The organism is Aliiroseovarius sp. Z3, from assembly GCF_029105185.1.
In the GTDB taxonomy this organism is placed as follows: domain Bacteria; phylum Pseudomonadota; class Alphaproteobacteria; order Rhodobacterales; family Rhodobacteraceae; genus Aliiroseovarius.
Genome location: NZ_JAFMZK010000006.1, coordinates 154,878 through 176,825, shown reverse-complemented (window position 1 = coordinate 176,825; position 21,948 = coordinate 154,878). Strand labels below are relative to the sequence as shown.

Here is a 21,948-nt window from a genome sequence, read left to right as displayed (position 1 = left end):
TGATATGCCCGTCTGCATCGGCCGTTGGGCGCCGTGTCTGGGAAAGGATTTTAGTATGTTCTCTGTTTTCGTCCGCACCCGCAAGGTGATCGGCCTGCTGATTGCCACTTTGGGATTGACCGCGCTTGCCGCTTGTGGCGTCCAAGGTCCACAAGTCGGACAGAACATCAACCCCGGAAAGCCTGTCCCCGTAGCCCTTTTGGTGCCCGGAGGGTCGGGTTCGGCGAATGACGCGAACCTCGCGGCGTCGCTTGAAAACGCCGCGCGCATGGCGATGTCAGAACTGTCGGGGGTCGAGATCGACTTGCGTGTTTACAATACAGGCGGCAGCCCGAATCAAGCGGGCGCGATGGCGACCAAAGCCGTGAACGATGGTGCAAAAATCATTCTCGGACCAGTCTTTGCCCAAAGTGCAAATGCCGCCGGTGTCGCGGTGGCGCGGCGCAATGTGAATGTGCTGAGCTTCTCGAACAACACCGATATCGCGGGCGGCAATGTCTTTGTTCTGGGCAACACGTTCGAGAATGTCGCAAACCGGCTGGTCCGCTATGCCGCGCGCACGGGCAAGGGGCGGATCATGATCCTGCACGGGAATGATCAAGCCGAGGTTCAGGGCAGCAATGCCATACGGACAGCAATCGCAAACTCGGGCGCAACCCTCGCCGGCACCGCTTCTTTCGAGCTGTCGCAGAACGGCATCATCAATGCGATGCCGACCATCAGTTCCAAGGTCAAAAGCTCAGGCGCGCAGTCGGTGTTCTTTACCTCAGGCACATCCGGCGCCCTGCCCTTCCTCGCGGGCCTGCTGCCTGAAAATGGTGTCAACCCCGCCACGACCCAGTTCATCGGCTTGCAGCGCTGGGATATCCCGTCGAATGCCCTTGCCCTGCCGGGCGTCCAAGGGGGCTGGTTTGCCCTGCCTGATCCGGGATTGTCCAGCCGCTTCGCGAGCCGTTATCAGGCGCGTTATGGTGCTGCCCCGCATCCGATTGCGGGACTGGCCTATGACGGTATCGCCGCCATCGGTGCGCTTGCCAAATCCGGCCGTGCGAATGCGCTGACCACGACCGCATTGACCCAGTCGCAAGGTTTCGTGGGCGTCAACGGCATCTTCCGCCTGCGCCCCGACGGCACGAATGAACGTGGGCTGGCTGTCGCTCAGGTACGAAACAATCAGGTTGTCGTGATCGACCCTGCACCCAGAAGTTTTGGCGGTGCCGGGTTCTGAGCCAAACCGGGACGCCTTCCCCCCGGTTTCTGATTTGATCTGTCCGGCGCGCGACATCTTCGATGGTGACGCGTTATGGAACGAGCTGCAGCCCGTGTTCGACGACGCGTCCGATGCAGCAACCGTGCGCAATGCGACGGTATCGGCGTTACGCGATGCCATGAAAGCGGGCCGCACGGCCATCGCCACCGCACTTGCCGATCAACCACTGACCGCTTATCCGGCCATTGCGTCCTATGCCTATCTGACGGATGGGATTGTCTCGCTCATTTACCGGGTGGCCATTGAACGGTTGCATCCCCTAGCCAACCCGACCGCATCCGAGCGGATCGCGCTGCTGGCAGTGGGTGGGTATGGGCGCGCTGAAATGGCACCCCAATCGGATGTCGATCTGCTGTTCCTGACCCCCTATAAGATAACCCCATGGGCCGAGAGCGTGATCGAAAGCATGTTGTACATGCTGTGGGATCTGCGTCTGAAAGTTGGGCATGCGTCACGGACGATCGACGATTGCCTGCGTCTGGGCCGAGATGATCTCACCATCCGTACGGCGTTACTGGAACAGCGTCACATCTGCGGAGACGCCGCGCTGGCACAGGAACTTTCCGAACAACTTTGGAGCAAATTGTTCAAGAACACGCTGGCGGAATACATCGAAGCCAAATTGGCTGAACGTGATGCCCGACACGAAAAACAGGGCGACCAGCGATTTATGGTCGAACCCAATGTAAAAGAAGGCAAAGGTGGTCTGCGGGATCTGCAAACCCTGTTTTGGGTCGCCAAATACCAGCACCGGGTCAAAAAGCCCGAGGATCTTGTCTCGAAGGGTGTGTTCACCGAGGAAGAATTCGAAACCTTCCGCGACGCCGAGGAGTTTCTTTGGGCCGTTCGCTGCCAGTTGCACCTTGTGACCAATCGCCCCTCGGATCAGTTGACCTTTGATCTTCAAGTCGAAGTTGCGGATCGTCTTGGCTTCAAGGACACGGAAGGGCGGCGTGGGGTCGAACACTTCATGCAGGCTTATTTCCGGCACGCCACCCAAGTGGGCGACCTGACACGCATCGTTCTGAGTGCGCTGGAAGCGGCCCAGTTGAAAGAGGCCCCCGCCCTTCTGAGATTGTTCAAAAGCCGCAAACGCCTGAAAGCGGGCTATCGCGAGAAACACGGTCGACTTGATGTGGTCAGCGGCAGCGCCTTCCTGTCAGACAAGTTGAATCTGCTTCGCCTGTTTGAAGAAGGTTTGCGCGCCGGCATGTTGATCCACCCGAACGCCATGCGGCTGGTCTCGGCCAATCTGAATCTGATCGACGATGACATGCGGAACAACAAGGAAGCCAACCGGATTTTCCTTGGGCTTTTGTTGAAACACGGCAACCCCGAACGTGCGCTGCGCCGGATGAACGAAGTTGGCTTGCTGGCCGCGTTCATTCCCGAGTTCGAACCGATCGTCGCGATGATGCAATTCAACATGTATCACTCTTACACGGTGGATGAGCATACGATTCAGGTGATCTCGAACTTCGCGCAGATCGAGCGGCGCGAACTGGGGGCCGAGTTGCCAATCTCGACCGAGATCATGGACCGGGGCGTCAATCGCAAGGTGCTGATGGTCGCTATGTTGTTGCACGATATCGGCAAGGGACGACCACAGGACCATTCCATTCTTGGCGCGCAGATCGCACGCCGCGTGGCCCCACGACTGGGATTGAATACCAAAGACAGCTCAATGGTCGAATGGTTGGTCCGGTATCACCTGCTGATGTCGGACATGGCACAAAAACGCGACATTGCCGATCCGCGCACGGTTCGGGATTTCGCAAAGGCCGTGAAATCCATGCGGAGGCTTGAGCTTCTGACCGTGCTGACCGTGTGCGATATTCGCGGCGTTGGCCCGACCACGTGGAACAACTGGAAAGCCACGCTGATCCGAACACTCTACAATCAAACCCGGCGCGCGCTGGAAGACGGTATGGAAGACCTGAACCGCGCCACGCGGGGCACCGAGGCCAAGCGCGCCCTGCGCCAGGAACTGTCCGATTGGTCCGCCAAAGACCTGCGTGCCGAAACTGCACGCCATTACGACAGCTATTGGCAGGGCCTGCACGTCACGGCCCACAAGGTCTTTGCCAATCTCTTGCGCGACATCAAGGACGATGAGGTGCGGATCGACATCTACGAAGATGAAGAACGTGATGTGACGCGGGTCTATTTCGCGTTGGCGGATCATCCGGGCATCTTCTCGCGGATCGCAGGCGCGCTGACCGCCGTTCGGGCAAATATCGTGGATGCGCGAACCTATACCTCGAAAGATGGCTATGCGACGGCTTGTTTCTGGGTGCAGGATTCTGACGGGCACCCCTTCGACGTGGCACGCAAGGAACGCATTGAAAAGATGCTCCATCGCCTGCTGAAAGGCGAAGTCATCGCAACCGAAGCCAATGCCAACAGTGACAAGCTGAAAAAGCGCGAACGCGTGTTCAAGGTGCCCACTCACATCACCTTCAACAATGACGGGTCCGAGATCTACACAATCATTGAAGTCGATACGCGGGATCGTCCCGGGCTGCTGCATGACCTGACGCGGACACTGGCAAATGCGAATATCTACATTGCGTCGGCCGTTATCGCCACATATGGCGAACAGGTCGTGGATTCTTTCTACGTCAAAGACATGTTTGGACTGAAGATCATGGCCGAGCACAAAAAACTGCAGCTTGAAGCCAAGTTGCGGCAAGCAATCGAACAGACGGCCGAGAGGGCGACAGCATAATGGCCTCGAGACTGGCGCGTGGCTTCATGACCGTGGGCGGCTGGACGATGGCCAGCCGTATCTTGGGTTTCGTGCGTGATATCATGATCGGCGCGTTTCTGGGGTCGTCGGCAGTGGCCGAGGCCTTTCTGATCGCGTTTTCCCTGCCAAACATGTTCCGCCGGTTCTTTGCGGAAGGCACTCTGAACGTGGCCTTCGTGCCGATGTTTGCCAAGAAGCACGAAGGCGGCGAAGGCGCGAAGGAGTTCGCACGCGACGCCATGTCCGGGTTGGCCTTCATTTTGGTGATCTTCACCATCCTCGCGCAGATTTTCATGCCTGCGCTGGTCTATGCAATGGCATCAGGGTTCACCGAAGATAACCGGTTCGATCTGGCTGTCACATATGGGCGCATCGCGTTTCCCTATATCCTGTTTATCTCGATGGCTGCGCTGTTGTCTGGAGTGCTGAATGCGACGGGCCGGTTCATTGCAGCGGCGGCGGCACCTGTGCTTCTGAACGTAATCTTCATCGCAGCGATGTTTGCCGCCGACAGCCTTGGCCATGACATCGGAAACGCGTTGGCTTGGACTGTACCCGTCGCCGGTATCGCGCAAGCCGTTTTGGTGTGGGTGGCGGCAAGCCGTGCGGGCTATCGTCTTGTGCCGCGCATGCCGCACATGACGCCCGAGCTGAAGCGCCTTTTCATCATCGCCGCCCCTGCCGCCCTTGCCGGTGGGGTGACGCAGATCAACCTTCTTGTGGGTCGTCAGGTTGCCAGCTTCTTCGATGGGGCGGTGGCGTGGCTTTACTATGCTGATCGCCTATACCAACTGCCACTGGGCGTCGTGGGCATCGCCATCGGGATCGTGCTGCTGCCAGAGCTTTCGCGCAACCTGCGATCCGGTGACAATCTTGCCGGGCGCAATGCCCTTAGCCGCGCGGGCGAACTGTCGCTGGCGCTGACCTTTCCGGCAGCAGTTGCGCTGATGGTGGTGCCGACCCAGCTGGTCGAGGTACTGTTCCAGCGCGGCGCGTTCACGTCGGACGACACCGCTTCGACCGCCTTGGCAACCGCGATTTATGGGGCTGGCCTTCCGGCCTTCGTGCTGCAAAAGGTGCTCGCCTCGGTCTATTTCGCGCGCGAAAACACCCGCACACCGTTCTACTTCGCCATTGTGGGAATGGTCGTTAATCTGGTGGTCGCGGTGGGGCTGAGTTACTGGATTGGTTTCATCGCCGCCGCCATCGGCACAACGGTTGCCGGCTGGACTATAACCGGGCTGACATGGATTGGCGCGGCGCGCATGGGAGATGATACAAGGTTCGATGCCCGGTTCTGGCGCCGTTTCTGGCGGCTGGCGGCAGCCAGTTGGGCGATGGGCGCAATACTGTGGGTTTTGGTCATCGTTCTTGGGCCGATGTTCGGCATTCCCGGTCTGAAAATTATAGCCCTGACTGTATTGGTCGTCAGCGGGATCGTTACTTATGGGGTCTTAGGGCACTGGTTCCGCGCGTTCCATCTGTCCGAAATCAAAGGCGCCTTGCGCCGGACCTGACCCTTTACCGCTTGCGCAACTGTGCCAGAACATTTGACCAGCCACCGGGACTGACCAGAAAAGACAAACCGAAGCCCGCGGCAAACCCGGCAATTTCGGACACCCAGTTCAGACCTGCCCCGAACAGCAGTCCAAAGATCAACTGCAACCCCATCAAGAAAGCGATGATGCGGAATGCGGATAGCTGATTGCCGCCCGTTGCCGCAAGATTGGTCCATAGCAGGAATGTATATGCCCCGATAAGGCCGTAAACCGCGGGGAACCCGCCAAACAGGATGACCGGCGTGTCCCACACCACCCAATAAGCCAAGGCCCCGGCAATCGACGCACCGAAATACACCACCAGAAAGGCAAGCGGCGAGAACACCTCGCCCACCATTTTGCCCAGCGCCAGCAGAAAAACCAGCACAAACAGAAGGTGGGTAAAGCTCAGATGCAGGAACGGATAGGTGAAGAAGCGCGCAAGTTCACGAAGGGGGAAACTGCTGGTTTCAACCATCTTGGAAAAACGCGGTTCGTAAAATCCCCATTCCTCGATCATCGAAATACGCCAACCCGCAGCTTCGGGCCCACCGATGAAACCCTGACCGCCCGCTGCGAACACAAGTTCAATGCCGATCAGGAACACCGCCAGTGCAATCACGACAGGCGGCAAGGGGTTTACGGGACTTTCATCGCGATAGCTGCTCATAACTGGCTCTCCTTGGCCACTTCCACGCGGGCCTTTCTTGACGGCCCTTGCCCACATGGGTAAGCGACGAAGGATCAGAAATCCAGACGGAGTGATATCATGACCAAGCACACGCCGCGCGTCTTCTCGGGCGTCAAGCCATCCGGCGGGCTGCAATTGGGCAACTACCTTGGTGCCATCAAGCGATTTGTGGACATGCAAGGGCAGGATTTCGAGGCAGTTTACTGCGTCGTTGATCTGCACGCGATCACCGTCTGGCAAGACCCAAAGGAATTGAAGGATGCCACCCGTGAGGTCACGGCAGGCTATCTGGCCGCCGGGATTGATCCAACCAAATCTGTATTGTTCAACCAAAGCCAGGTTCCTGCGCATACTGAACTGGCGTGGCTGTTCAACTGTGTTGCGCGTGTGGGCTGGATGAACCGCATGACGCAATTCAAGGACAAGGCTGGCAAGAACGCCGAGAAGGTCTCGTTGGGTCTTTACGCATACCCTGCGCTGATGGCGGCGGACATTCTGCTCTATCACGCAACCCACGTCCCCGTGGGCGAGGATCAGAAGCAACATGTGGAACTGACGCGCGACATTGCTGCCAAGTTCAACCATGATTTCGGTGCCGAAGATTTTTTCCCTCTGCCCGAACCTATTATTGAAGGACCGGCAACACGGGTGATGAACCTGCGCGACGGATCGAAAAAGATGTCCAAGTCGGGCGAAAGCGATATGGAGCGCATCAACATGACCGATGATGCCGACACCATTGCCAAGAAGTTCAAAAAGGCGCGCACCGACCCTGACCCTCTGCCCGACACGCTTGAGGGCCTTAAGGGTCGCCCAGAGGCACGCAACCTCGTGGATATCTACGCGGGCCTGTCCGAGACTTCACCCGAAGCGGTGATTGCCGAGTTTGCAGGCGCGGGTTGGGGTACGTTCAAACCTGCCTTGGCCGAACTGGCCGTCGCCAAGCTGGGACCAATATCGGAAGAAATGGCCCGCCTGATGGACGACAAGGCCGAGATTGATCGGGTTTTGGCGCAAGGGGCTGAAAAAGCCGAAGCCATCGCCCAGCCAATTCTTGATCAAACTTATGAGATCATGGGCTTTTTGCGTTCACGCCGAGGGTAAAGCGGCGCTGATCAAAATTTGACGGTAAACAAAGGGCGCGGGCAATTTCGCGCCCTTTGTCGTTTAACTCTTTTTGGTCAATCGGACATTCCGCGCTAGGCTGGAGGTTCACAGCAAGAAGGAGCGCGCCATGAAACGGAAAGAATACACCGGGCAGGACATCAACGTCAGTTTCGATCTTGGGCGATGCATCCATTCGCGCAACTGTTTCTTGCAACTGCCGAAGGTGTTTGATCCCAAAAACCGTCCATGGGTGCAGCCCGATCAAGCCGCCGCAGAAGACGTGGCCGCCGTGATCCGCGCCTGCCCCTCCGGCGCGCTGGCCTATCAACGCAAGGACGGGCGGGATGAACAACCGCCACAGATCAACCGGCTGGCCATTCTTGAAAACGGACCAATGGTTCTTGCGGGGAACATCTTGGTCGAAAACGGTGACACGCAAACGCGCGTGGCCCTGTGTCGCTGCGGGCAGTCGAAGAACAAGCCCTATTGTGACAACAGCCACGTGGACGCAGGATTTACGACAACTGGCGAACCCGCACCCAAGACCCCGCCGGAAAAGGACGGGCAAGGCGGCGCGGTGAAGGTGGATCGGCAAGCGGACGGCCCCCTGAAGCTCGACGGGAATGTCGAGATGTGTACCGGTACAGGCAAGCGTATCGCGAAACTGGGCATGGCATTCCTTTGCCGCTGCGGACAGTCGAAGAACAAACCGTTCTGCGATGGCGGTCACAAGCAGATCGGGTTTAAGGATGCTCCCGACTGAAGGTTGGGGCGGCGTTACACCATATCTTGTATTGTTATAATATAACGCTATCTATCCCTTCATGACACACATGCCCACAATAAGACAAGAGGCGCTGCCTGAGGATATGCGCCTTTTGCTTCGGGATTACCCACGCGACGCGTGGCCTGATCACCCGAATTTCGCCGCGTCCATTCAAAACTGGATGGGGGCACATGTTATGTTCGGACAACTGGCCGAATTGATCCGCTTGAACACCGAGGGGTATTTGGACAAGCAAATCGACCCGGACGATCACGCCCGGCAACTGTCCCATTATGGAAACCTTTTGGTGCGAAACCTGCACGGGCATCACCATTGGGAAGATCACAAGTTTTTCCCGGAATTGTCCGCTGCCGATGGTCGGTTCGATCACGGGTTGGATACGCTGGAGGCTGACCACCTTGTGTTGGACGATCTGCTGGATCGGTTCACACGGCAAGCCAATCGTGTGGTAAAACTAACCCAGCTGGACGAAGCGCAAGCGCGGGAAGAGGCTCAGTCGGTACACGACCTGTCGGGGGTGCTGGAAGGATTCCTGTCGCGGCATCTGACTGACGAGGAAGATCTGGTCGTGCCGATCCTGCTTCATCACAAACTGCGCGGGTAACACCGGTGTCTGCGTCAATCGGCGCAGACACCTTGATGGGGAGAAGCAAGATGTTCACCAAAGAAACCACCGCCTTCTTACGGGATCTCAAGGCAAACAACACGCGGGATTGGTTTGCACAGAACAAGGCCCGATATTCGTCCCAGGTAAAGGACGCTGCCAAAACGTTTTGCGACGATCTTGCCCCTCGATTGGCCGCGCAATACGGCACAGAGGTCACCACCAAAATGTTTCGCATACATCGCGATCTGCGATTCTCGAAAGACAAAACCCCCTACAACGCCCATGTGCATATCAGTTTCAGCGACGCTGCGACCGGGGCAGCTTGGATGTTTGGTCTGCAGCCCGATGACCTTGTCATTGGCTATGGCCTGTTTGCCTTTGACAAACCACGACTGACCCAGTGGCGCGAGGTCGTCGCAGGTCCGGCGGGCGATCAATTGTCCGATCTGTTTGGGAACGCGCAGAAAGCCGGCCTGCGCCTGTCAGAGCCAGAACTGAAGCGTGTGCCAGCCCCTTATCCGGCGGATCACCCGAATTCGATGCTGCTGCGTCGGAAAGGCATCGCCGTCTGGCAGGACGCGCTGTCACTCGATCAGGCCATGGGTGAAACCGCAGGAGCAAATATGGCCAATGCCTTTCACGCCTTCGATCCGATCCGGAATTGGATGGTTGACCGCATGCCCGCCTGAGTGCGCCGTTTTACTAACGATCAATACCCAGTTTTTTGCATAGCTCTGCCAGCGTTGCGCGCTCGGAATCCGTCCAATTTACCTTGCGCGACTTGAACAGGGTGGCCTGGCTTTTGTGTACCGGTCCACCAGACAGGATCTTCAGGTGGTTCGCGCGCAATGTCTCGCCAGTGGACGTAATGTCCGCGACGGCTTCGGCGGTTTCATTTTTCACCGTGCCTTCGGTTGCACCCTGACTGTCAACCAGCTGGTAATCGGCCACGCCGTGATCGCGTAAATAGTCGCGGATCAAACGGTGATACTTGGTGGCAATCCGCAGGCGAAAACCATGCTTGGCGCGGAATGCTGCGGCCACCGCATCAAGATCGTCCAAGGTGTTCACATCGACCCAGCATTTCGGCACGGCAATGATCAAATCGGCATGACCGAACCCCATCGGCGCAAGCTCGATCACTTTTTCATTCCACGCACCCAGCTTTTCCCGAACCAGATCTGACCCGGTGACACCAAGATGGATACGCCCAGCGGCCAGTTCGCGCGGCACTTCACCTGCGGACAGAAGCACCAACTCGACACCGTCGATCCCATCGACAGCCGCTGCATATTCCCGATCAGACCCGGTGCGTGACAATCCAATTCCCGCCGCCCCGAACCAGTCAAAGGTCTTTTCCATCAACCGGCCCTTCGAAGGCACGCCCAGCTTCACGGTCATTGTCCCGCCTCGCCTGTCAATTCCAGCGTCAACTCGGGGCGGATTACACCACCTACCGCAGGGATGTCACGCGCCTCACCGTTCTGGTTACCCAAAACCCGTGTAAGCGCATCGTACCGGCCCCCGGTCGCGACGGGGGGCAAATCTGGACGGGCCTCGGCATAGAACCCGAAGACGAACCCGTCATAATATTCCATCGAGGTGCGGCCATAGCTGCCTTCGAAATCCAGCGTTGCCACGTCAATTCCACGTTTGGCCAAAGCCTCGGCACGCATCTCCAGCCGGTCAACCGCCTGCGCTATTGCAGGCATGTCCACCGCGATATCGCGCAAATGTTCCAGCACATTGGCGGTGGTTTCGCGCAGGCCCAGCAGGTCGTCCAGCAGCTCGACCTCCTGTGCCGAAATGGGTGCGGCGGCGGCATCTTCGCGCAAGGCGTCGATCCGCTCGGCGATCTCGGCGGGCGCACGTAGTCCGATCTGCGGTGTCTTCACATCCATCGGCTCTGTCATCGCCAGCAGGGCGTCACGGCCTTCAGGCAATGGTGCGCGCCCTGCAAACCGATCCAGCAACGCGCGGAAGCGACGGGGGCGCCAGATATGGCGCAACAATGCGGCCTTTCGCCGATCCGTCGTGCCAAGCCCGCGCACGGCCGCCAACAGCAGCCCCATATCCCCGGTGGCGGCGCGTAGATTGAAAGGTTCCAAAACCTCTTTCAGCAAGGCGAACACCTCGGCATCCGCCTCGATCGGCGACGCGCGGTCGAACACCTCGTACCCCACCTGAAAATATTCAGACGCGCGATGTTTGGACTCGTCCTGCGCGCGAAACACCTCGCCCATATAGGCATAGCGCGCGGGCTCGGCCCCCTCGGCCATGTGCATCTGCACCACGGGAACAGTGAAATCCGGCCGCAACATCGCCTCGCCGAAATCCGGGTCGTGGGTGACGAACGCCCGCGCACGGATGTCTTCGCCGTAAAGGTCAAGAAGGGTTTCGGCAGGTTGCAGGATGTCGGTTTCCGCGACGCTGGCGCCACGTTCTTCAAAGAACCGTAAGTATCGCGCGGCCTCGATGCGGACCCGTGCCTTGTCAGCCATCATAACCCTCGACGATCTCGCGCACCTTGGCGACCATCTCGGCGCGGTCGCATTCAAACTGGCTGGGGCGTTCCTTCCATTCCTCAAGCGTGGCATTCTCGGCGATCTTCGCGCCCAGCACCAAATCCTTGATTTGCACTTTTCCGGCTTCGAACTCGTCTGATCCTGCGATAATCGCCACGGGCGACCCCCGCTTATCAGCATATTTCAACTGGTTACCGAAATTCTTGGGATTGCCCAGATAGACCTCGGCCCGGATGCCCGCCTGCCGCAATTCGCCCACCATTGCCTGATAATCCGCCAACCGCGCCTTATCCATGACGGTCACGACGACGGGGCCAACCGCCCTACCACCAATCCGCCCCTTGGCGCGGAGCGCGGCCAGCAGACGATCGACGCCGATCGAGACGCCCACGGCAGGCACCTTTTGCCCGGTAAAACGCGCAACGAGGTCATCATACCGGCCACCGCCAGCGACCGAGCCGAACTGCCGCGGACGGCCCTTTTCGTCGAGGATTTCGAAGGTCAGCTCCGCCTCGAACACGGGGCCGGTGTAATAACCAAGGCCGCGCACGACCGAGGGGTCAATGACGATGCGGTCCGGGCCATAGCCTTGCGCCCCCAGCAGACTGGCAATCTCTTCCAGCTCGGTCACGCCTTCCGCACCGATGGCACTGTCACCAACCGCCGCACGCAGATTTGCCAGCGTTTGATCGGCTGTCTCGCCTTTCGAGGTCAGGAAAGCCAGCACGGGCGCGGCCTGTTCATCCGACAACCCAACCCCGTCGATATATGCGCCCGACGCATCCAGCCGCCCCTTGCCCAGAAGCTCGCGCACCCCGGCTTCACCGACCTTGTCGAACTTGTCGATGGTGCGCAGAACCGCATCACGTTCGGGGCCCTCGTCAACACCCATCACCTCTAACACACCATTCAAAACCTTGCGGTTGTTCACCCGCACCAAATAATCGCCGCGCGGAATACCGACAGTTTCGAGTGTATCTGCCAGCAACGCGCAAATCTCAGCATCCGCCGCCATGCTGGCCGTGCCGACCGTATCCGCATCGCATTGATAAAACTGTCGAAACCGGCCCGGCCCCGGCTTTTCATTGCGCCAGACCGGCCCCATTGCGTAACGGCGATAGGGTGTCGGCAGATCATTGCGATGTTGCGCAAAAACACGGGCCAACGGCGCGGTCAGGTCATAGCGCAACGCCAGCCAGTCGCCATCGCCCTTCTCGTCATATTCCTGCCAGGCAAACACGCCTTCGTTCGGGCGGTCTACGTCGGGCAGAAACTTGCCCAGCGCCTCGACCGTCTCGACGGCCGAGCTTTCCAGCGCATCGAACCCATAGCGATGATACACCGCCGCGATCTGGTCGAGCATCCGTTTCCGCTCGTCCACTTCGGCGCCGAAATAATCGCGAAACCCCTTGGGCGTGATCGCCTTGGGGCGGGGCTGTTTTTTCTGCTTGGCCATGGCTGGTCCCGGTTCCGATATCTGTTGCGGGCGGTCTAGCGGATGGGGCCGACAGGGGCAAGGAAAGCCTGCGCGGCATCACGATTTGCCAAGCGCAGCAAAAACCGCTGGGTCTTACCGGAAAGCCGCGCTATCACGCCCCCATGACACAAGATCGCCTGACCCAACTGGAAGAAACTGTCGCCCACCTGTCCCGCCAGGTCGAAGAGCTGAACGAGGTCGTCGCCCGTCAGGATGCAGAGCTGTCCAGAATGACCCACCGGGTGCGGATGCTGATGGAACGCGAGGCCGAACGGGAACAGGCGAACTCTGGCGGCGTGATCTTGGGCGACGAGCGTCCGCCGCATTACTGACATCGGGTTTCTTCTGGCCAAAAATATCCTGGGGTGAATGCGCACACGCGCAGAGGGGCAACGCCCCTCACACCTCCTCCACGTCCACCACACCCGGCAGCGACTTCAACGCCCCCTTGATCTGCGGGTTCAGCGGGAAAGACTGGCCCAATGTCATCTCGACCTCACCGGGCAGGGTGGGGTCCATCAAACAGACCGAGACTTCGCCCGGCCGCACGTTGCGCGCCTTCTCGGTCGCATCCTGCAACAAATGCGCCACCTGTGTCAGCGTATCTGCCTGATCAAGATACAGTTTCAGCGCCATCCCCCCGGCATCGGCAATCACCGCATCCAAGGGGGCGACCGACCGGCCGCGCGGGTCGAACTGGCCTTCTTCGAAGCGGCCTTCCAGCTGCATGACCACCTGCATGGTTTCATCAAAGACCTTGCGGCAGGCTTCGAAATCATCTGCGAACAGCAGGATGCCCGAGACCTGTTCTGTCGGGTCGTCGATGTTCAGGCGAAAGAACTGGTTGCCACGGGCAGACTTACGGGCCTGAAGCCCGCTGACATTCACCGCCACCTTGCCGACGGCAGCGCCGGCCCGTTCGGCCTTGTCGCGCAATTCGCGCAGGGTCATGATCCCCTTGCGGCTCAAAGCAGGCAGATAATCGTCCAGCGGGTGGCCGGACAGATAGAAGCCGATGGCCTTATGCTCTTCGGCCAGTCGTTCATTGGGCAGCCAATCGCCCACCGGCGACAGGCGCGGTTCGGGCAGGTCATCCCCCGCCTCGCCAAACAGCGACACCTGGTTCGAGGCGCGTTGCTCAAAAATCGCCGCAGAATAACTGACCAGCGCATCAAGGCTGTCAAAGACGCGCCGCCGGTTCGGGTCAAGCTGGTCGAAGGCCCCCGCGCGGGCCAGCATCTCCATCGGCCGTTTGCCGACGCGTTTCAGATCGACGCGGCGGGCAAAGTCGAACAACGTCGCAAAGGGCTTGTCGACCCCATCCACCTTGCGGCCTTCGACCACAAGCTTCATCGCCTCGATGCCCACATTCTTCAACGCCCCCAAGCCATAGACAACGCGCCCCTGATCAACACTGAAGGTTTCAAGCGAGCGGTTGACGCAGGGCGGCACGATCTCGATATCCATGCCCCGGCGCACCTCGTGCGCATAAACAGACAGCTTGTCGGTCAGGTGGATATCGCAGTTCATCACGCCCGCCATGAACTCGACCGGGTGGTTCGCCTTCAGCCACGCGGTCTGATAGCTGACCACAGCATAGGCGGCGGCGTGGGATTTGTTGAAGCCGTAGTTGGCGAATTTTTCCAGAAGGTCGAAAACCTCGGACGCTTTCTTCTTCTCGACCCCGTTTTCCGCCGCGCCTTTTTCGAATTTCGGGCGCTCGGCGTCCATCGCCTCTTTGATCTTCTTGCCCATCGCGCGGCGCAGCAGGTCCGCGCCCCCAAGCGAATAGCCCGCCATCACCTGCGCGATCTGCATCACCTGTTCCTGATAAACGATGATGCCCTGCGTTTCCTCAAGGATATGGTCGATCAGGGGATGGACGCTTTCCACTTCGCGCAACCCGTTCTTGACCTCGCAATAGGTCGGGATGTTTTCCATCGGGCCGGGACGATACAGCGCCACCAGCGCCACGATATCCTCGATACAGTTGGGTTTCATACGCCTGAGCGCGTCCATCATGCCGCTGCTTTCCACCTGGAACACCGCGACGGTCTTGGCGGCGGCATAAAGCTTATAAGTCGCCTCGTCATCCAGCGGGATCGTGTTGATCTCGTTCTCGGCCCCTTCGGGCGGGTCGTACAGCGTTTCGCCATTTGGCCCGATATGGATATCGCGCCCCTGCCCCCGGATCAGGTCCACCGCGTTCTGGATCACGGTCAGCGTTTTCAGGCCCAGAAAGTCGAACTTCACCAGCCCGGCTTGCTCGACCCATTTCATGTTGAACTGTGTCGCGGGCATGTCCGACTTGGGGTCTTGGTAGAGCGGCACCAGCGCATCCAACGGCCGGTCGCCGATCACCACGCCCGCCGCATGGGTCGAGGCATTGCGCAACAACCCTTCGACCTGTTGGCCATAAGTCAGAAGGCGCTCGACCACCTCTTCGGCGCGCGCCTCTTCCCGCAGACGCGGTTCGTCCGCCAGGGCTTTCTCGATCGAGACCGGCTTGACCCCTTCGACGGGGATCAGTTTGGACAGCCGGTCCACCTGCCCATACGGCATCTGCAACACGCGGCCCACATCGCGCACCGCCGCCTTGGACAGAAGCGCGCCGAAGGTGATGATCTGCCCCACCTTGTCGCGGCCATATTTCTCTTGCACATAGCGGATCACCTCTTCCCGGCGATCCATGCAGAAATCGATATCGAAGTCTGGCATCGACACCCGTTCGGGGTTCAGGAACCGTTCGAACAGCAGCGAATAGCGCAGGGGATCAAGATCGGTGATGGTCAGCGCATAAGCCACGAGTGACCCCGCGCCCGACCCCCGCCCCGGCCCCACCGGGATGTCATGCTCCTTGGCCCATTTGATGAAATCGGCAACGATCAGGAAATAGCCCGGAAAGCCCATGCCTTCGATGATGTCGAGCTCGAAATCCAGCCGTTTCTGGTAGTCCTCGACACTGACCGCATGGGGGATCACCGCAAGACGGGTCCGCAAGCCCTCATTGGCCTGACGGCGCAGCTCCTCGACCTCGTCATCGGCAAATTTCGGCAGGATCGGATCGCGACGATAGGCCATAAAGGCGCACCGACGGGCGATTTCCACCGTGTTATCAATCGCCTCGGGCAGATCGGCAAACAGCGTGATCATTTCCTCGGGGCTTTTGAAATAATGCTGCGGCGTCAGGCGACGGCGGCCCTCCTGCTGATCGACATAAGCGCCTTCCTTGATGCAGATCAGCGCGTCATGTGCCTCGTACAATTTCTGTTGCGGGAAATAGGCGTCGTTGGTCGCGACCAGCGGAATGCTCATAGCATACGCCATTTCGACGAAGCCTTGTTCGGTCGCGCGCTCGGCCGGCGTGGTCTGCCCGCCCTCGCCCGGATGGCGTTGCAACTCGACATACAGCCGATCACCATAACAAGCGTGCAGCCTTTGCATCAGCGCCTCGGCCTTTGGCCTCTGTCCGGCTTGCAGGAATTGCCCGACAGGGCCTTCCGCCCCGCCCGTCAGACAGATCAACCCTTCGGAATATCGCTCCAGCTCATCAAGCTGCACCTGCGGAAGCTCGCCCCCTTTGTCGATATAAAGACAGGAATTGAGCTTCATCAGGTTTTCATACCCACGCTCGTTCTGCGCCAACAGGACCATCGGCGCGGCGGGACGGGGCTTTTCACCGGGGGCGGGCATGTCGAAGGCCACATCGACCTGACAACCCATGACCGGCTGCACCCCCTGACCGGCGGCGGTGACGGAAAACTCCAGCGCCGCGAACATGTTGTTGGTATCTGTAACCGCAACGGCAGGCATCCCCGCAGAAGCACACAGACCCGGCAGCTTCTTGACCGGAATGGCCCCTTCCAACAGGGAGTATTCGGTGTGAACGCGCAGGTGAATGAATCGGGGATGTTTGGTCATTGCGTTAAAATAGACGACCGCCCGTCACGGGGAAAGCGCAGAAACGTCTAACGTGCCGATTGAAGAAACTCGATCCGATTTCCGAAAGGGTCGGCAGTATAGAAGCGCCTGAAACCGCTGAGCTTTTCGTCCCATTGGACAGGAAACATCGCCGCTTCAAGAGCTTGTGCCAGTTCGTTAAGATCATCACACAGAAAGGCGGGATGCGCTTTCTTCGCGGGCGAAAACGGTTCTTCAACACCAAGATGAACACGCACTTCACCTTGTCGAAACCAGACCCCCCCGCGCTTGGCCAAGGTGTCAGGCTTCTGCTCAACCTCTAAACCCAGAAGGATTGAATAGAATTGGACGGCCAGATCCTCTTGCCCTTCCGGCATCGCAAGTTGGACGTGATGTAACTGCATGATCATCAGCAATCTCCCAGCATGTATGCCATTGTATACATTATCTCGGCAATCGCAACCGACCCGATCCCTGTCCTCCCCCAACGCCGGACCATTGGTGAAAAGAAGGAATTTCTTGCCAGAACGCCGATTCTCGGCTTTGCTTAACCGACACAATAAAACCCCGCTTGTTTTCTACGCCGCCTCGAAGACAGGCAAAATGGGGCCACAACAGGGTAACGCGGCAGGACGAACCTCATGGATATCGCCTTTCTTCTGAACGGAGAGAGTGTGACTCTACGTGACGTGGACCCCACGCGGACCACGCTGGATTGGTTGCGCGACACGCGGGGGCTGACCGGCACCAAGGAAGGCTGCAACGAAGGCGATTGCGGCGCTTGCACGATCATGGTTGCCGACGCGCATGGTGCGAAGGCCGTCAATGCGTGCATCCTGTTTCTGGGGCAGTTGAACGGTAAATCCCTGACAACGGTCGAGGGGCTGGCGCAGGGCGACCAGCTTCACCCGATTCAGGAAGCGATGGTCGAAAGGCACGGGTCGCAATGCGGCTTTTGCACGCCCGGCATCACCATGTCGCTAACCGCTGCGCATCTGAACGGTGATCAGAACCATGACGATGTGTTGGCGGGCAATCTGTGTCGATGCACAGGCTATGCCCCGATCATTCGGGCCGCCGACGACGCCACCCATGAAGCCGTGCCAAAAGGATTTGACCCCTGTGCAGGCACGATGCCGGATACGGCAGACGAAAAAGACCCAACGCGGCCCGAAACACTGGACGAACTTGCACATGCGTTGATGACCTCGCCCCATTCGACCCTGATTGCGGGCGCAACAGATGTCGGGCTTTGGGCCACCAAGGCGCTGCGAGATTTGAACCCGGTGATCTTCCTGAACGGCGTCAAAGACCTGAAAGACATTCACATCCGAGACGACAAGATCCGCATAGGCGCGGGCGTAACACTGGAAAATCTGCGCGGGGCGATTGCTCCGCACTATCCACATTTTGCCGAGATGCTGCGCCGCTTCGCCTCGATCCAAGTGCGCAACGTGGCGACCGTCGGGGGAAACATCGCGAATGGCTCGCCCATTGGCGACACGCCGCCCGCGTTGATCGCCCTTGGCGCCACCTTGCATTTGCGGCGTGGGTCCGAGACACGGGCAATCCCGCTGGAAGACTTCTTTATCGATTACGGCAAACAGGATCGCCGCCCCGGCGAATTTGTCGAGGCAATTTCGTTCGACCGTCAGCCCGACCGGCTTCGTGTCTATAAACTGTCGAAACGGTTCGACCAGGATATCTCGGCCGTATTGGGGGCATTCAACATAGCGGTAAATGACGGCACCGTCGAAGATGCCCGCATCGCCTTTGGGGGCATGGCTGGCATTCCAAAACGCGCCTCCCATGTTGAAGCGGCCCTGATTGGAAAATCGTGGTCCGAGGCGACAATACGCGCCGTGCTTCCAATGTTTGAAAAAGACTTCACGCCGATGTCCGATATGCGCGCCTCGGCCAGTTATCGAATGGAAACGGCGCGCAACTTGCTCTTGCGCTATTGGCATGAAGATCAGGGGCTGACGGCATCCGTGCTTGAGGTGCAGCCATGAGCCTCGGTCATCCCCTTCCCCACGATTCAGGCCGTCTGCACGTGACCGGCGAGGCACGATATGTCGATGACATTCCGACACCGGCCAATTGCCTGCATCTGGCATTTGGACTGAGCGATGTGGCGCGCGGCGTCATCACCCATGCCGATTTGTCGAAGGTGCGTCAGTCGCCCGGCGTGGTGGACGTGCTGACCGCTATTGATTTACCCCATGCCAACGATGTGTCACCCTCGGTCCATGACGAGCCTATGTTGGCACAAGGCGAGGTTTTCTATCACGGTCAGCCGATATTCCTTGTGGTCGCAACCTCGCATCTTGCCGCCCGCAAAGCCGCCCGAAAGGCCAAGATTACCATCGACCCACGCCCCGCTATCCTGACCATAGACGAGGCGATGGAAGCAGACAGCCGGTTCGAAGGCGGCCCGGTGATCTGGGCGCGCGGCGATGCTGCCGACGCCATCCAATCCGCGCCACACACCCTGACCGGGTCGTTCGAGATGGGCGGGCAGGAGCATTTCTATCTGGAAGGTCAGGCCGCGCTGGCGATCCCGCAGGAAGCGGGTGACATGCTGGTTCACAGTTCGACCCAGCACCCGACAGAAATCCAACACAAGGTGGCCGAGGCGTTGGGCGTGCCCATGCACGGTATTCGCGTTGAAACCCGCCGGATGGGCGGTGGCTTTGGCGGTAAGGAAAGCCAGGGCAACGCGCTGGCCGTGGCCTGTGCCGTCGCGGCCCGGCGCACGGGACGCCCCTGCAAGATGCGCTATGACCGCGACGACGACATGGTGATCACCGGCAAACGCCACGATTTCCGCATCAGCTATCGCGCGGGCGTGGATGGCGACGGACGCCTATTGGGGTTGGAGGTCACGCAACTTGCCCGCTGCGGCTGGTCGCAGGACTTGTCCTTGCCAGTGGCGGATCGTGCGATGCTGCATGCCGACAATGCCTATCACCTGCCCGCCGTGCGGATCGAAAGCCATCGACTGAAGACCAACACAGCCTCGGCCACGGCATTCCGTGGCTTTGGTGGCCCGCAAGGCGTGTTGGGGATCGAGCGTATACTGGATCACGTCGCCGCCGCGCGCGGATTGGACCCTGTTCAGGTGCGGCGGGTCAATTTCTATCGCGACGGGCAGACCACGCATTACGGCCAGACCATCGAAGGGTTCCACGTTCCGGCCATGACCGACGCGTTACTGGATCGGGCGGACTATGCCGCACGACGGGCAAAGGTGGATGCGTTCAACGCAGATCATCCGATCCTGAAAAAGGGCCTCGCCTATTCTCCGGTCAAATTCGGGATCAGCTTCACCCTGACCCATCTGAATCAGGCGGGCGCGCTGGTGCATGTTTATGCCGACGGGTCGATCCGCATGAACCATGGCGGCACTGAAATGGGACAAGGGCTGTTCCAGAAAGTCGCTCAGGTCGCCGCACGGTGCTTTGGCGTGCCTGTCGAGGCGGTCAGGATCACCGCGACCGACACGGCGAAAGTGCCCAACACCTCGGCCACGGCCGCATCCTCGGGGTCTGACCTGAACGGGATGGCGGTGCAGGCGGCGTGCTTGACCATACGCGAACGTATAGCTGAACATATCGCGGAACTTTGGGGGTGCGCCGCGGGTGACATCACCTTCGAAGAAAACAAGCTGTGCGGACCGGAAGGGCAAACCCTTGGCTTCGCCAAGGCCGCCGCTTCAGCCTATGAGGCACGTGTTAGCTTGTCTGCCACCGGGTTCTATAAAACACCCGATATCAATTGGGATCGAATGAAGGGACAAGGCCGCCCGTTCCTGTATTTTGCCCATGGCGTCGCGTTGACCGAGGTTGTCATAGACGCGCTGACCGGCGAAAACCGTATTCTGCGCACCGACATCCTGCATGATGCGGGCAGCAGCCTGAATCCTGCCTTGGATATCGGGCAGGTTGAGGGCGGCTATGTGCAGGGGGCAGGCTGGCTAACCACCGAAGAGCTGGTCTGGGACGGCAAAGGTCAGCTTCGCACGCACGCACCGTCGACCTATAAAATCCCCGCGTGTTCGGATCGCCCGCGCATCTTCAATGTTGATCTCTGGGATCAACCCAACCAAGAGGATACGATCTTCCGTTCGAAGGCTGTGGGCGAGCCGCCCCTGATGCTGGGTATTTCCGCATGGCTTGCGCTGGCGGACGCGGTATCGGCCTGCGGCGACGGATATCACGCCCTGAATGCCCCCGCCACGGCCGAGGAAATCCTGAACGCCATAGAACGGGTGCGCGCCGGATGAGCTTCGATCTGACCCAGCTTGCCGACACCATCGCCCGGCACGGTCCCGTTGCCCGTGTTGTCGTGGCCGACACCGCCGGATCGACCCCGCGCGAGGTGGGCGCCGCGATGCTGGTCTGGCAGGAAGGGCAAAGTGGCACGATTGGTGGAGGGGAGTTGGAGCATCGCGCCACCATCGCCGCACGAAACTTGTTGGCAAGTGGCAGAAGCGCTGCCCTGAAACGTGTGCCACTGGGACCGGAGCTTGGTCAATGCTGCGGAGGCGCTGTCACGCTGTTAACGGAATGCTACACCGCTGACGATCTTGCACAACATGTGCGGGACGCTGTTGTGGCGCGCCCGGTGACCGCCTCGGACGCGATCCCGTTGGCCGTCAAACGTGTTCTGGATCAGGCACGGGCCAAAGGACTGCGTCCATTACCCCAGCTGCTAAACGGATGGATAATCGAGCCACTGGCTTGCCCAACCATCCCTGTCTGGATCTTCGGGGCCGGTCACGTTGGGCGCGCGCTTGTCGATGTGCTGTCGCCTCTGGCTAATGTGGCGATCACATGGGTCGATACATCGGTTGACCGGTTTCCGACAACCATTCCCACCAATGTTTCAGCACTGCCAGCCCCCAATCCCGCCGTGGCGGCACGGATGGCTCCACCGAACGCTCATCACCTGATCCTGACCTATAGTCACAGCCTTGATCTGGAAATCTGCCATGCGGTTCTGTCACGCGACTTTGCCAGCGCTGGTTTGATCGGGTCCGCAACCAAATGGGTTCGCTTTCGGCGACGCTTGACCGACCTTGGCCACAGCGCCGCGCAGATAAACACTATTCAATGCCCGATGGGTGACCCGGGCCTTGGAAAGACCCCGCAAGCCATTGCGATCGGGGTCGCTGCTACGCTACTTAACAGCATGGCAAGCAACGAAAAAAACAACGGGGGAATGCCAGGTGACAGGGGACACGCGCCACCAAAACGCGCTATTGACACTTGAGG

At 59.4% G+C, this 21,948-nt stretch carries 17 protein-coding genes; 11 read left to right on the top strand and 6 right to left on the bottom strand.

Features of this window, described 5'->3' with window-relative positions; all coding sequences use genetic code 11:
- Window positions 1-55 precede the first annotated feature (55 nt).
- From J3R80_RS12375 to murJ, 3 genes are read left to right on the top strand one after another with little or no spacing between them, the layout of a single operon-like run.
- Entirely contained in the window at window positions 56-1,228 is a 1,173-nt protein-coding gene (locus J3R80_RS12375) for a penicillin-binding protein activator (RefSeq protein WP_275394093.1), read from the top strand.
- Window positions 1,215-3,998: a [protein-PII] uridylyltransferase gene (locus J3R80_RS12370; RefSeq protein WP_275394092.1), complete on the top strand. Its 2,784-nt coding sequence runs from the start codon at window positions 1,215-1,217 to the stop codon at window positions 3,996-3,998. The genes J3R80_RS12375 and J3R80_RS12370 overlap by 14 nt, the downstream gene beginning before the upstream one ends.
- The gene (gene murJ, locus J3R80_RS12365; protein ID WP_275394091.1) at window positions 3,998-5,536 is read left to right on the top strand and encodes a murein biosynthesis integral membrane protein MurJ; all 1,539 of its coding nucleotides are present in this window, start codon (window positions 3,998-4,000) and stop codon (window positions 5,534-5,536) included. The genes J3R80_RS12370 and murJ overlap by 1 nt, the downstream gene beginning before the upstream one ends.
- A 4-nt stretch (window positions 5,537-5,540) precedes the next feature.
- Here the strand turns inward: murJ and J3R80_RS12360 are convergent, their stop codons facing one another.
- Window positions 5,541-6,227 (bottom strand): rhomboid family intramembrane serine protease, encoded by a 687-nt coding sequence (locus J3R80_RS12360; protein WP_275394090.1) that lies wholly within the window; start codon window positions 6,225-6,227, stop codon window positions 5,541-5,543.
- A 99-nt stretch (window positions 6,228-6,326) separates the two neighbouring features.
- Between J3R80_RS12360 and trpS the strand changes: the two genes are divergently transcribed.
- From trpS to J3R80_RS12340, 4 genes are all read left to right on the top strand, one after another.
- On the top strand, window positions 6,327-7,352 hold the full coding sequence (gene trpS, locus J3R80_RS12355) for a tryptophan--tRNA ligase (RefSeq protein ID WP_275394089.1): 1,026 nt from the start codon (window positions 6,327-6,329) through the stop codon (window positions 7,350-7,352).
- 130 nt (window positions 7,353-7,482) lie between these two features.
- On the top strand, window positions 7,483-8,118 hold the full coding sequence (locus J3R80_RS12350) for a CDGSH iron-sulfur domain-containing protein (RefSeq protein WP_275394088.1): 636 nt from the start codon (window positions 7,483-7,485) through the stop codon (window positions 8,116-8,118).
- A gap of 61 nt (window positions 8,119-8,179) precedes the next feature.
- On the top strand, window positions 8,180-8,746 hold the full coding sequence (locus J3R80_RS12345) for a hemerythrin domain-containing protein (RefSeq protein ID WP_275394087.1): 567 nt from the start codon (window positions 8,180-8,182) through the stop codon (window positions 8,744-8,746).
- Window positions 8,747-8,796: 50 nt separating this feature from the next.
- Window positions 8,797-9,438, top strand: coding sequence for a DUF2461 domain-containing protein (locus J3R80_RS12340; RefSeq protein WP_275394086.1), 642 nt, complete (start codon window positions 8,797-8,799; stop codon window positions 9,436-9,438).
- Between the two features lie 13 nt (window positions 9,439-9,451).
- On the opposite strand, the gene hisG is transcribed toward J3R80_RS12340, so the two are convergent.
- Genes hisG through hisS form a run of 3 tightly spaced genes read right to left on the bottom strand, consistent with a single transcriptional unit; the run spans window position 9,452 to window position 12,730 of the window.
- Entirely contained in the window at window positions 9,452-10,150 is a 699-nt protein-coding gene (gene hisG, locus J3R80_RS12335; RefSeq protein ID WP_275394085.1) for an ATP phosphoribosyltransferase, read from the bottom strand.
- Window positions 10,147-11,250 (bottom strand): ATP phosphoribosyltransferase regulatory subunit, encoded by a 1,104-nt coding sequence (locus tag J3R80_RS12330; RefSeq protein WP_275394084.1) that lies wholly within the window; start codon window positions 11,248-11,250, stop codon window positions 10,147-10,149. Before J3R80_RS12330 ends, hisG begins: the two co-directional genes overlap by 4 nt.
- The gene (hisS, locus tag J3R80_RS12325) at window positions 11,243-12,730 is read right to left on the bottom strand and encodes a histidine--tRNA ligase (protein ID WP_275394083.1); all 1,488 of its coding nucleotides are present in this window, start codon (window positions 12,728-12,730) and stop codon (window positions 11,243-11,245) included. The genes J3R80_RS12330 and hisS overlap by 8 nt, the downstream gene beginning before the upstream one ends.
- A gap of 158 nt (window positions 12,731-12,888) precedes the next feature.
- On the opposite strand from hisS, the gene J3R80_RS12320 reads away from it, so the two are divergent.
- Complete coding sequence (locus tag J3R80_RS12320) at window positions 12,889-13,083, top strand: SlyX family protein (protein ID WP_275394161.1); 195 nt, start codon at window positions 12,889-12,891, stop codon at window positions 13,081-13,083.
- Window positions 13,084-13,150: 67 nt separating this feature from the next.
- On the opposite strand, the gene dnaE is transcribed toward J3R80_RS12320, so the two are convergent.
- Both dnaE and J3R80_RS12310 read right to left on the bottom strand, forming a co-directional pair.
- Window positions 13,151-16,672 carry a DNA polymerase III subunit alpha gene (dnaE, locus tag J3R80_RS12315; RefSeq protein WP_275394082.1) on the bottom strand — a complete coding sequence of 1,174 codons (3,522 nt, stop codon included), beginning with the start codon at window positions 16,670-16,672 and terminating at the stop codon, window positions 13,151-13,153.
- A 47-nt stretch (window positions 16,673-16,719) separates the two neighbouring features.
- Entirely contained in the window at window positions 16,720-17,082 is a 363-nt protein-coding gene (locus J3R80_RS12310) for a VOC family protein (RefSeq protein WP_275394081.1), read from the bottom strand.
- Window positions 17,083-17,313: 231 nt separating this feature from the next.
- Between J3R80_RS12310 and xdhA the strand changes: the two genes are divergently transcribed.
- From xdhA to xdhC, 3 genes are read left to right on the top strand one after another with little or no spacing between them, the layout of a single operon-like run.
- Window positions 17,314-18,684 (top strand): xanthine dehydrogenase small subunit, encoded by a 1,371-nt coding sequence (gene xdhA, locus J3R80_RS12305; protein WP_275394080.1) that lies wholly within the window; start codon window positions 17,314-17,316, stop codon window positions 18,682-18,684.
- Window positions 18,681-20,957, top strand: a complete 2,277-nt coding sequence (xdhB, locus tag J3R80_RS12300; RefSeq protein ID WP_275394079.1) for a xanthine dehydrogenase molybdopterin binding subunit — start codon at window positions 18,681-18,683, stop codon at window positions 20,955-20,957. The genes xdhA and xdhB overlap by 4 nt, the downstream gene beginning before the upstream one ends.
- Window positions 20,954-21,946 (top strand): xanthine dehydrogenase accessory protein XdhC, encoded by a 993-nt coding sequence (gene xdhC / locus J3R80_RS12295; protein WP_275394078.1) that lies wholly within the window; start codon window positions 20,954-20,956, stop codon window positions 21,944-21,946. The genes xdhB and xdhC overlap by 4 nt, the downstream gene beginning before the upstream one ends.
- Window positions 21,947-21,948: the final 2 nt, after the last annotated feature.

Coding starts and splice junctions, on each gene's coding strand:
- J3R80_RS12375 (WP_275394093.1), top strand. CDS start 56: ATGTTCTCTGTTTTCGTCCGCACCCGCAAGGTGATCGGCCTGCTGATT.
- murJ (WP_275394091.1), top strand. CDS start 3,998: ATGGCCTCGAGACTGGCGCGTGGCTTCATGACCGTGGGCGGCTGGACG.
- J3R80_RS12360 (WP_275394090.1), bottom strand. CDS start 6,227: ATGAGCAGCTATCGCGATGAAAGTCCCGTAAACCCCTTGCCGCCTGTC.
- trpS (WP_275394089.1), top strand. CDS start 6,327: ATGACCAAGCACACGCCGCGCGTCTTCTCGGGCGTCAAGCCATCCGGC.
- J3R80_RS12350 (WP_275394088.1), top strand. CDS start 7,483: ATGAAACGGAAAGAATACACCGGGCAGGACATCAACGTCAGTTTCGAT.
- J3R80_RS12345 (WP_275394087.1), top strand. CDS start 8,180: ATGACACACATGCCCACAATAAGACAAGAGGCGCTGCCTGAGGATATG.
- J3R80_RS12340 (WP_275394086.1), top strand. CDS start 8,797: ATGTTCACCAAAGAAACCACCGCCTTCTTACGGGATCTCAAGGCAAAC.
- hisG (WP_275394085.1), bottom strand. CDS start 10,150: ATGACCGTGAAGCTGGGCGTGCCTTCGAAGGGCCGGTTGATGGAAAAG.
- J3R80_RS12330 (WP_275394084.1), bottom strand. CDS start 11,250: ATGGCTGACAAGGCACGGGTCCGCATCGAGGCCGCGCGATACTTACGG.
- hisS (WP_275394083.1), bottom strand. CDS start 12,730: ATGGCCAAGCAGAAAAAACAGCCCCGCCCCAAGGCGATCACGCCCAAG.
- dnaE (WP_275394082.1), bottom strand. CDS start 16,672: ATGACCAAACATCCCCGATTCATTCACCTGCGCGTTCACACCGAATAC.
- J3R80_RS12310 (WP_275394081.1), bottom strand. CDS start 17,082: ATGATCATGCAGTTACATCACGTCCAACTTGCGATGCCGGAAGGGCAA.
- xdhA (WP_275394080.1), top strand. CDS start 17,314: ATGGATATCGCCTTTCTTCTGAACGGAGAGAGTGTGACTCTACGTGAC.
- xdhB (WP_275394079.1), top strand. CDS start 18,681: ATGAGCCTCGGTCATCCCCTTCCCCACGATTCAGGCCGTCTGCACGTG.
- xdhC (WP_275394078.1), top strand. CDS start 20,954: ATGAGCTTCGATCTGACCCAGCTTGCCGACACCATCGCCCGGCACGGT.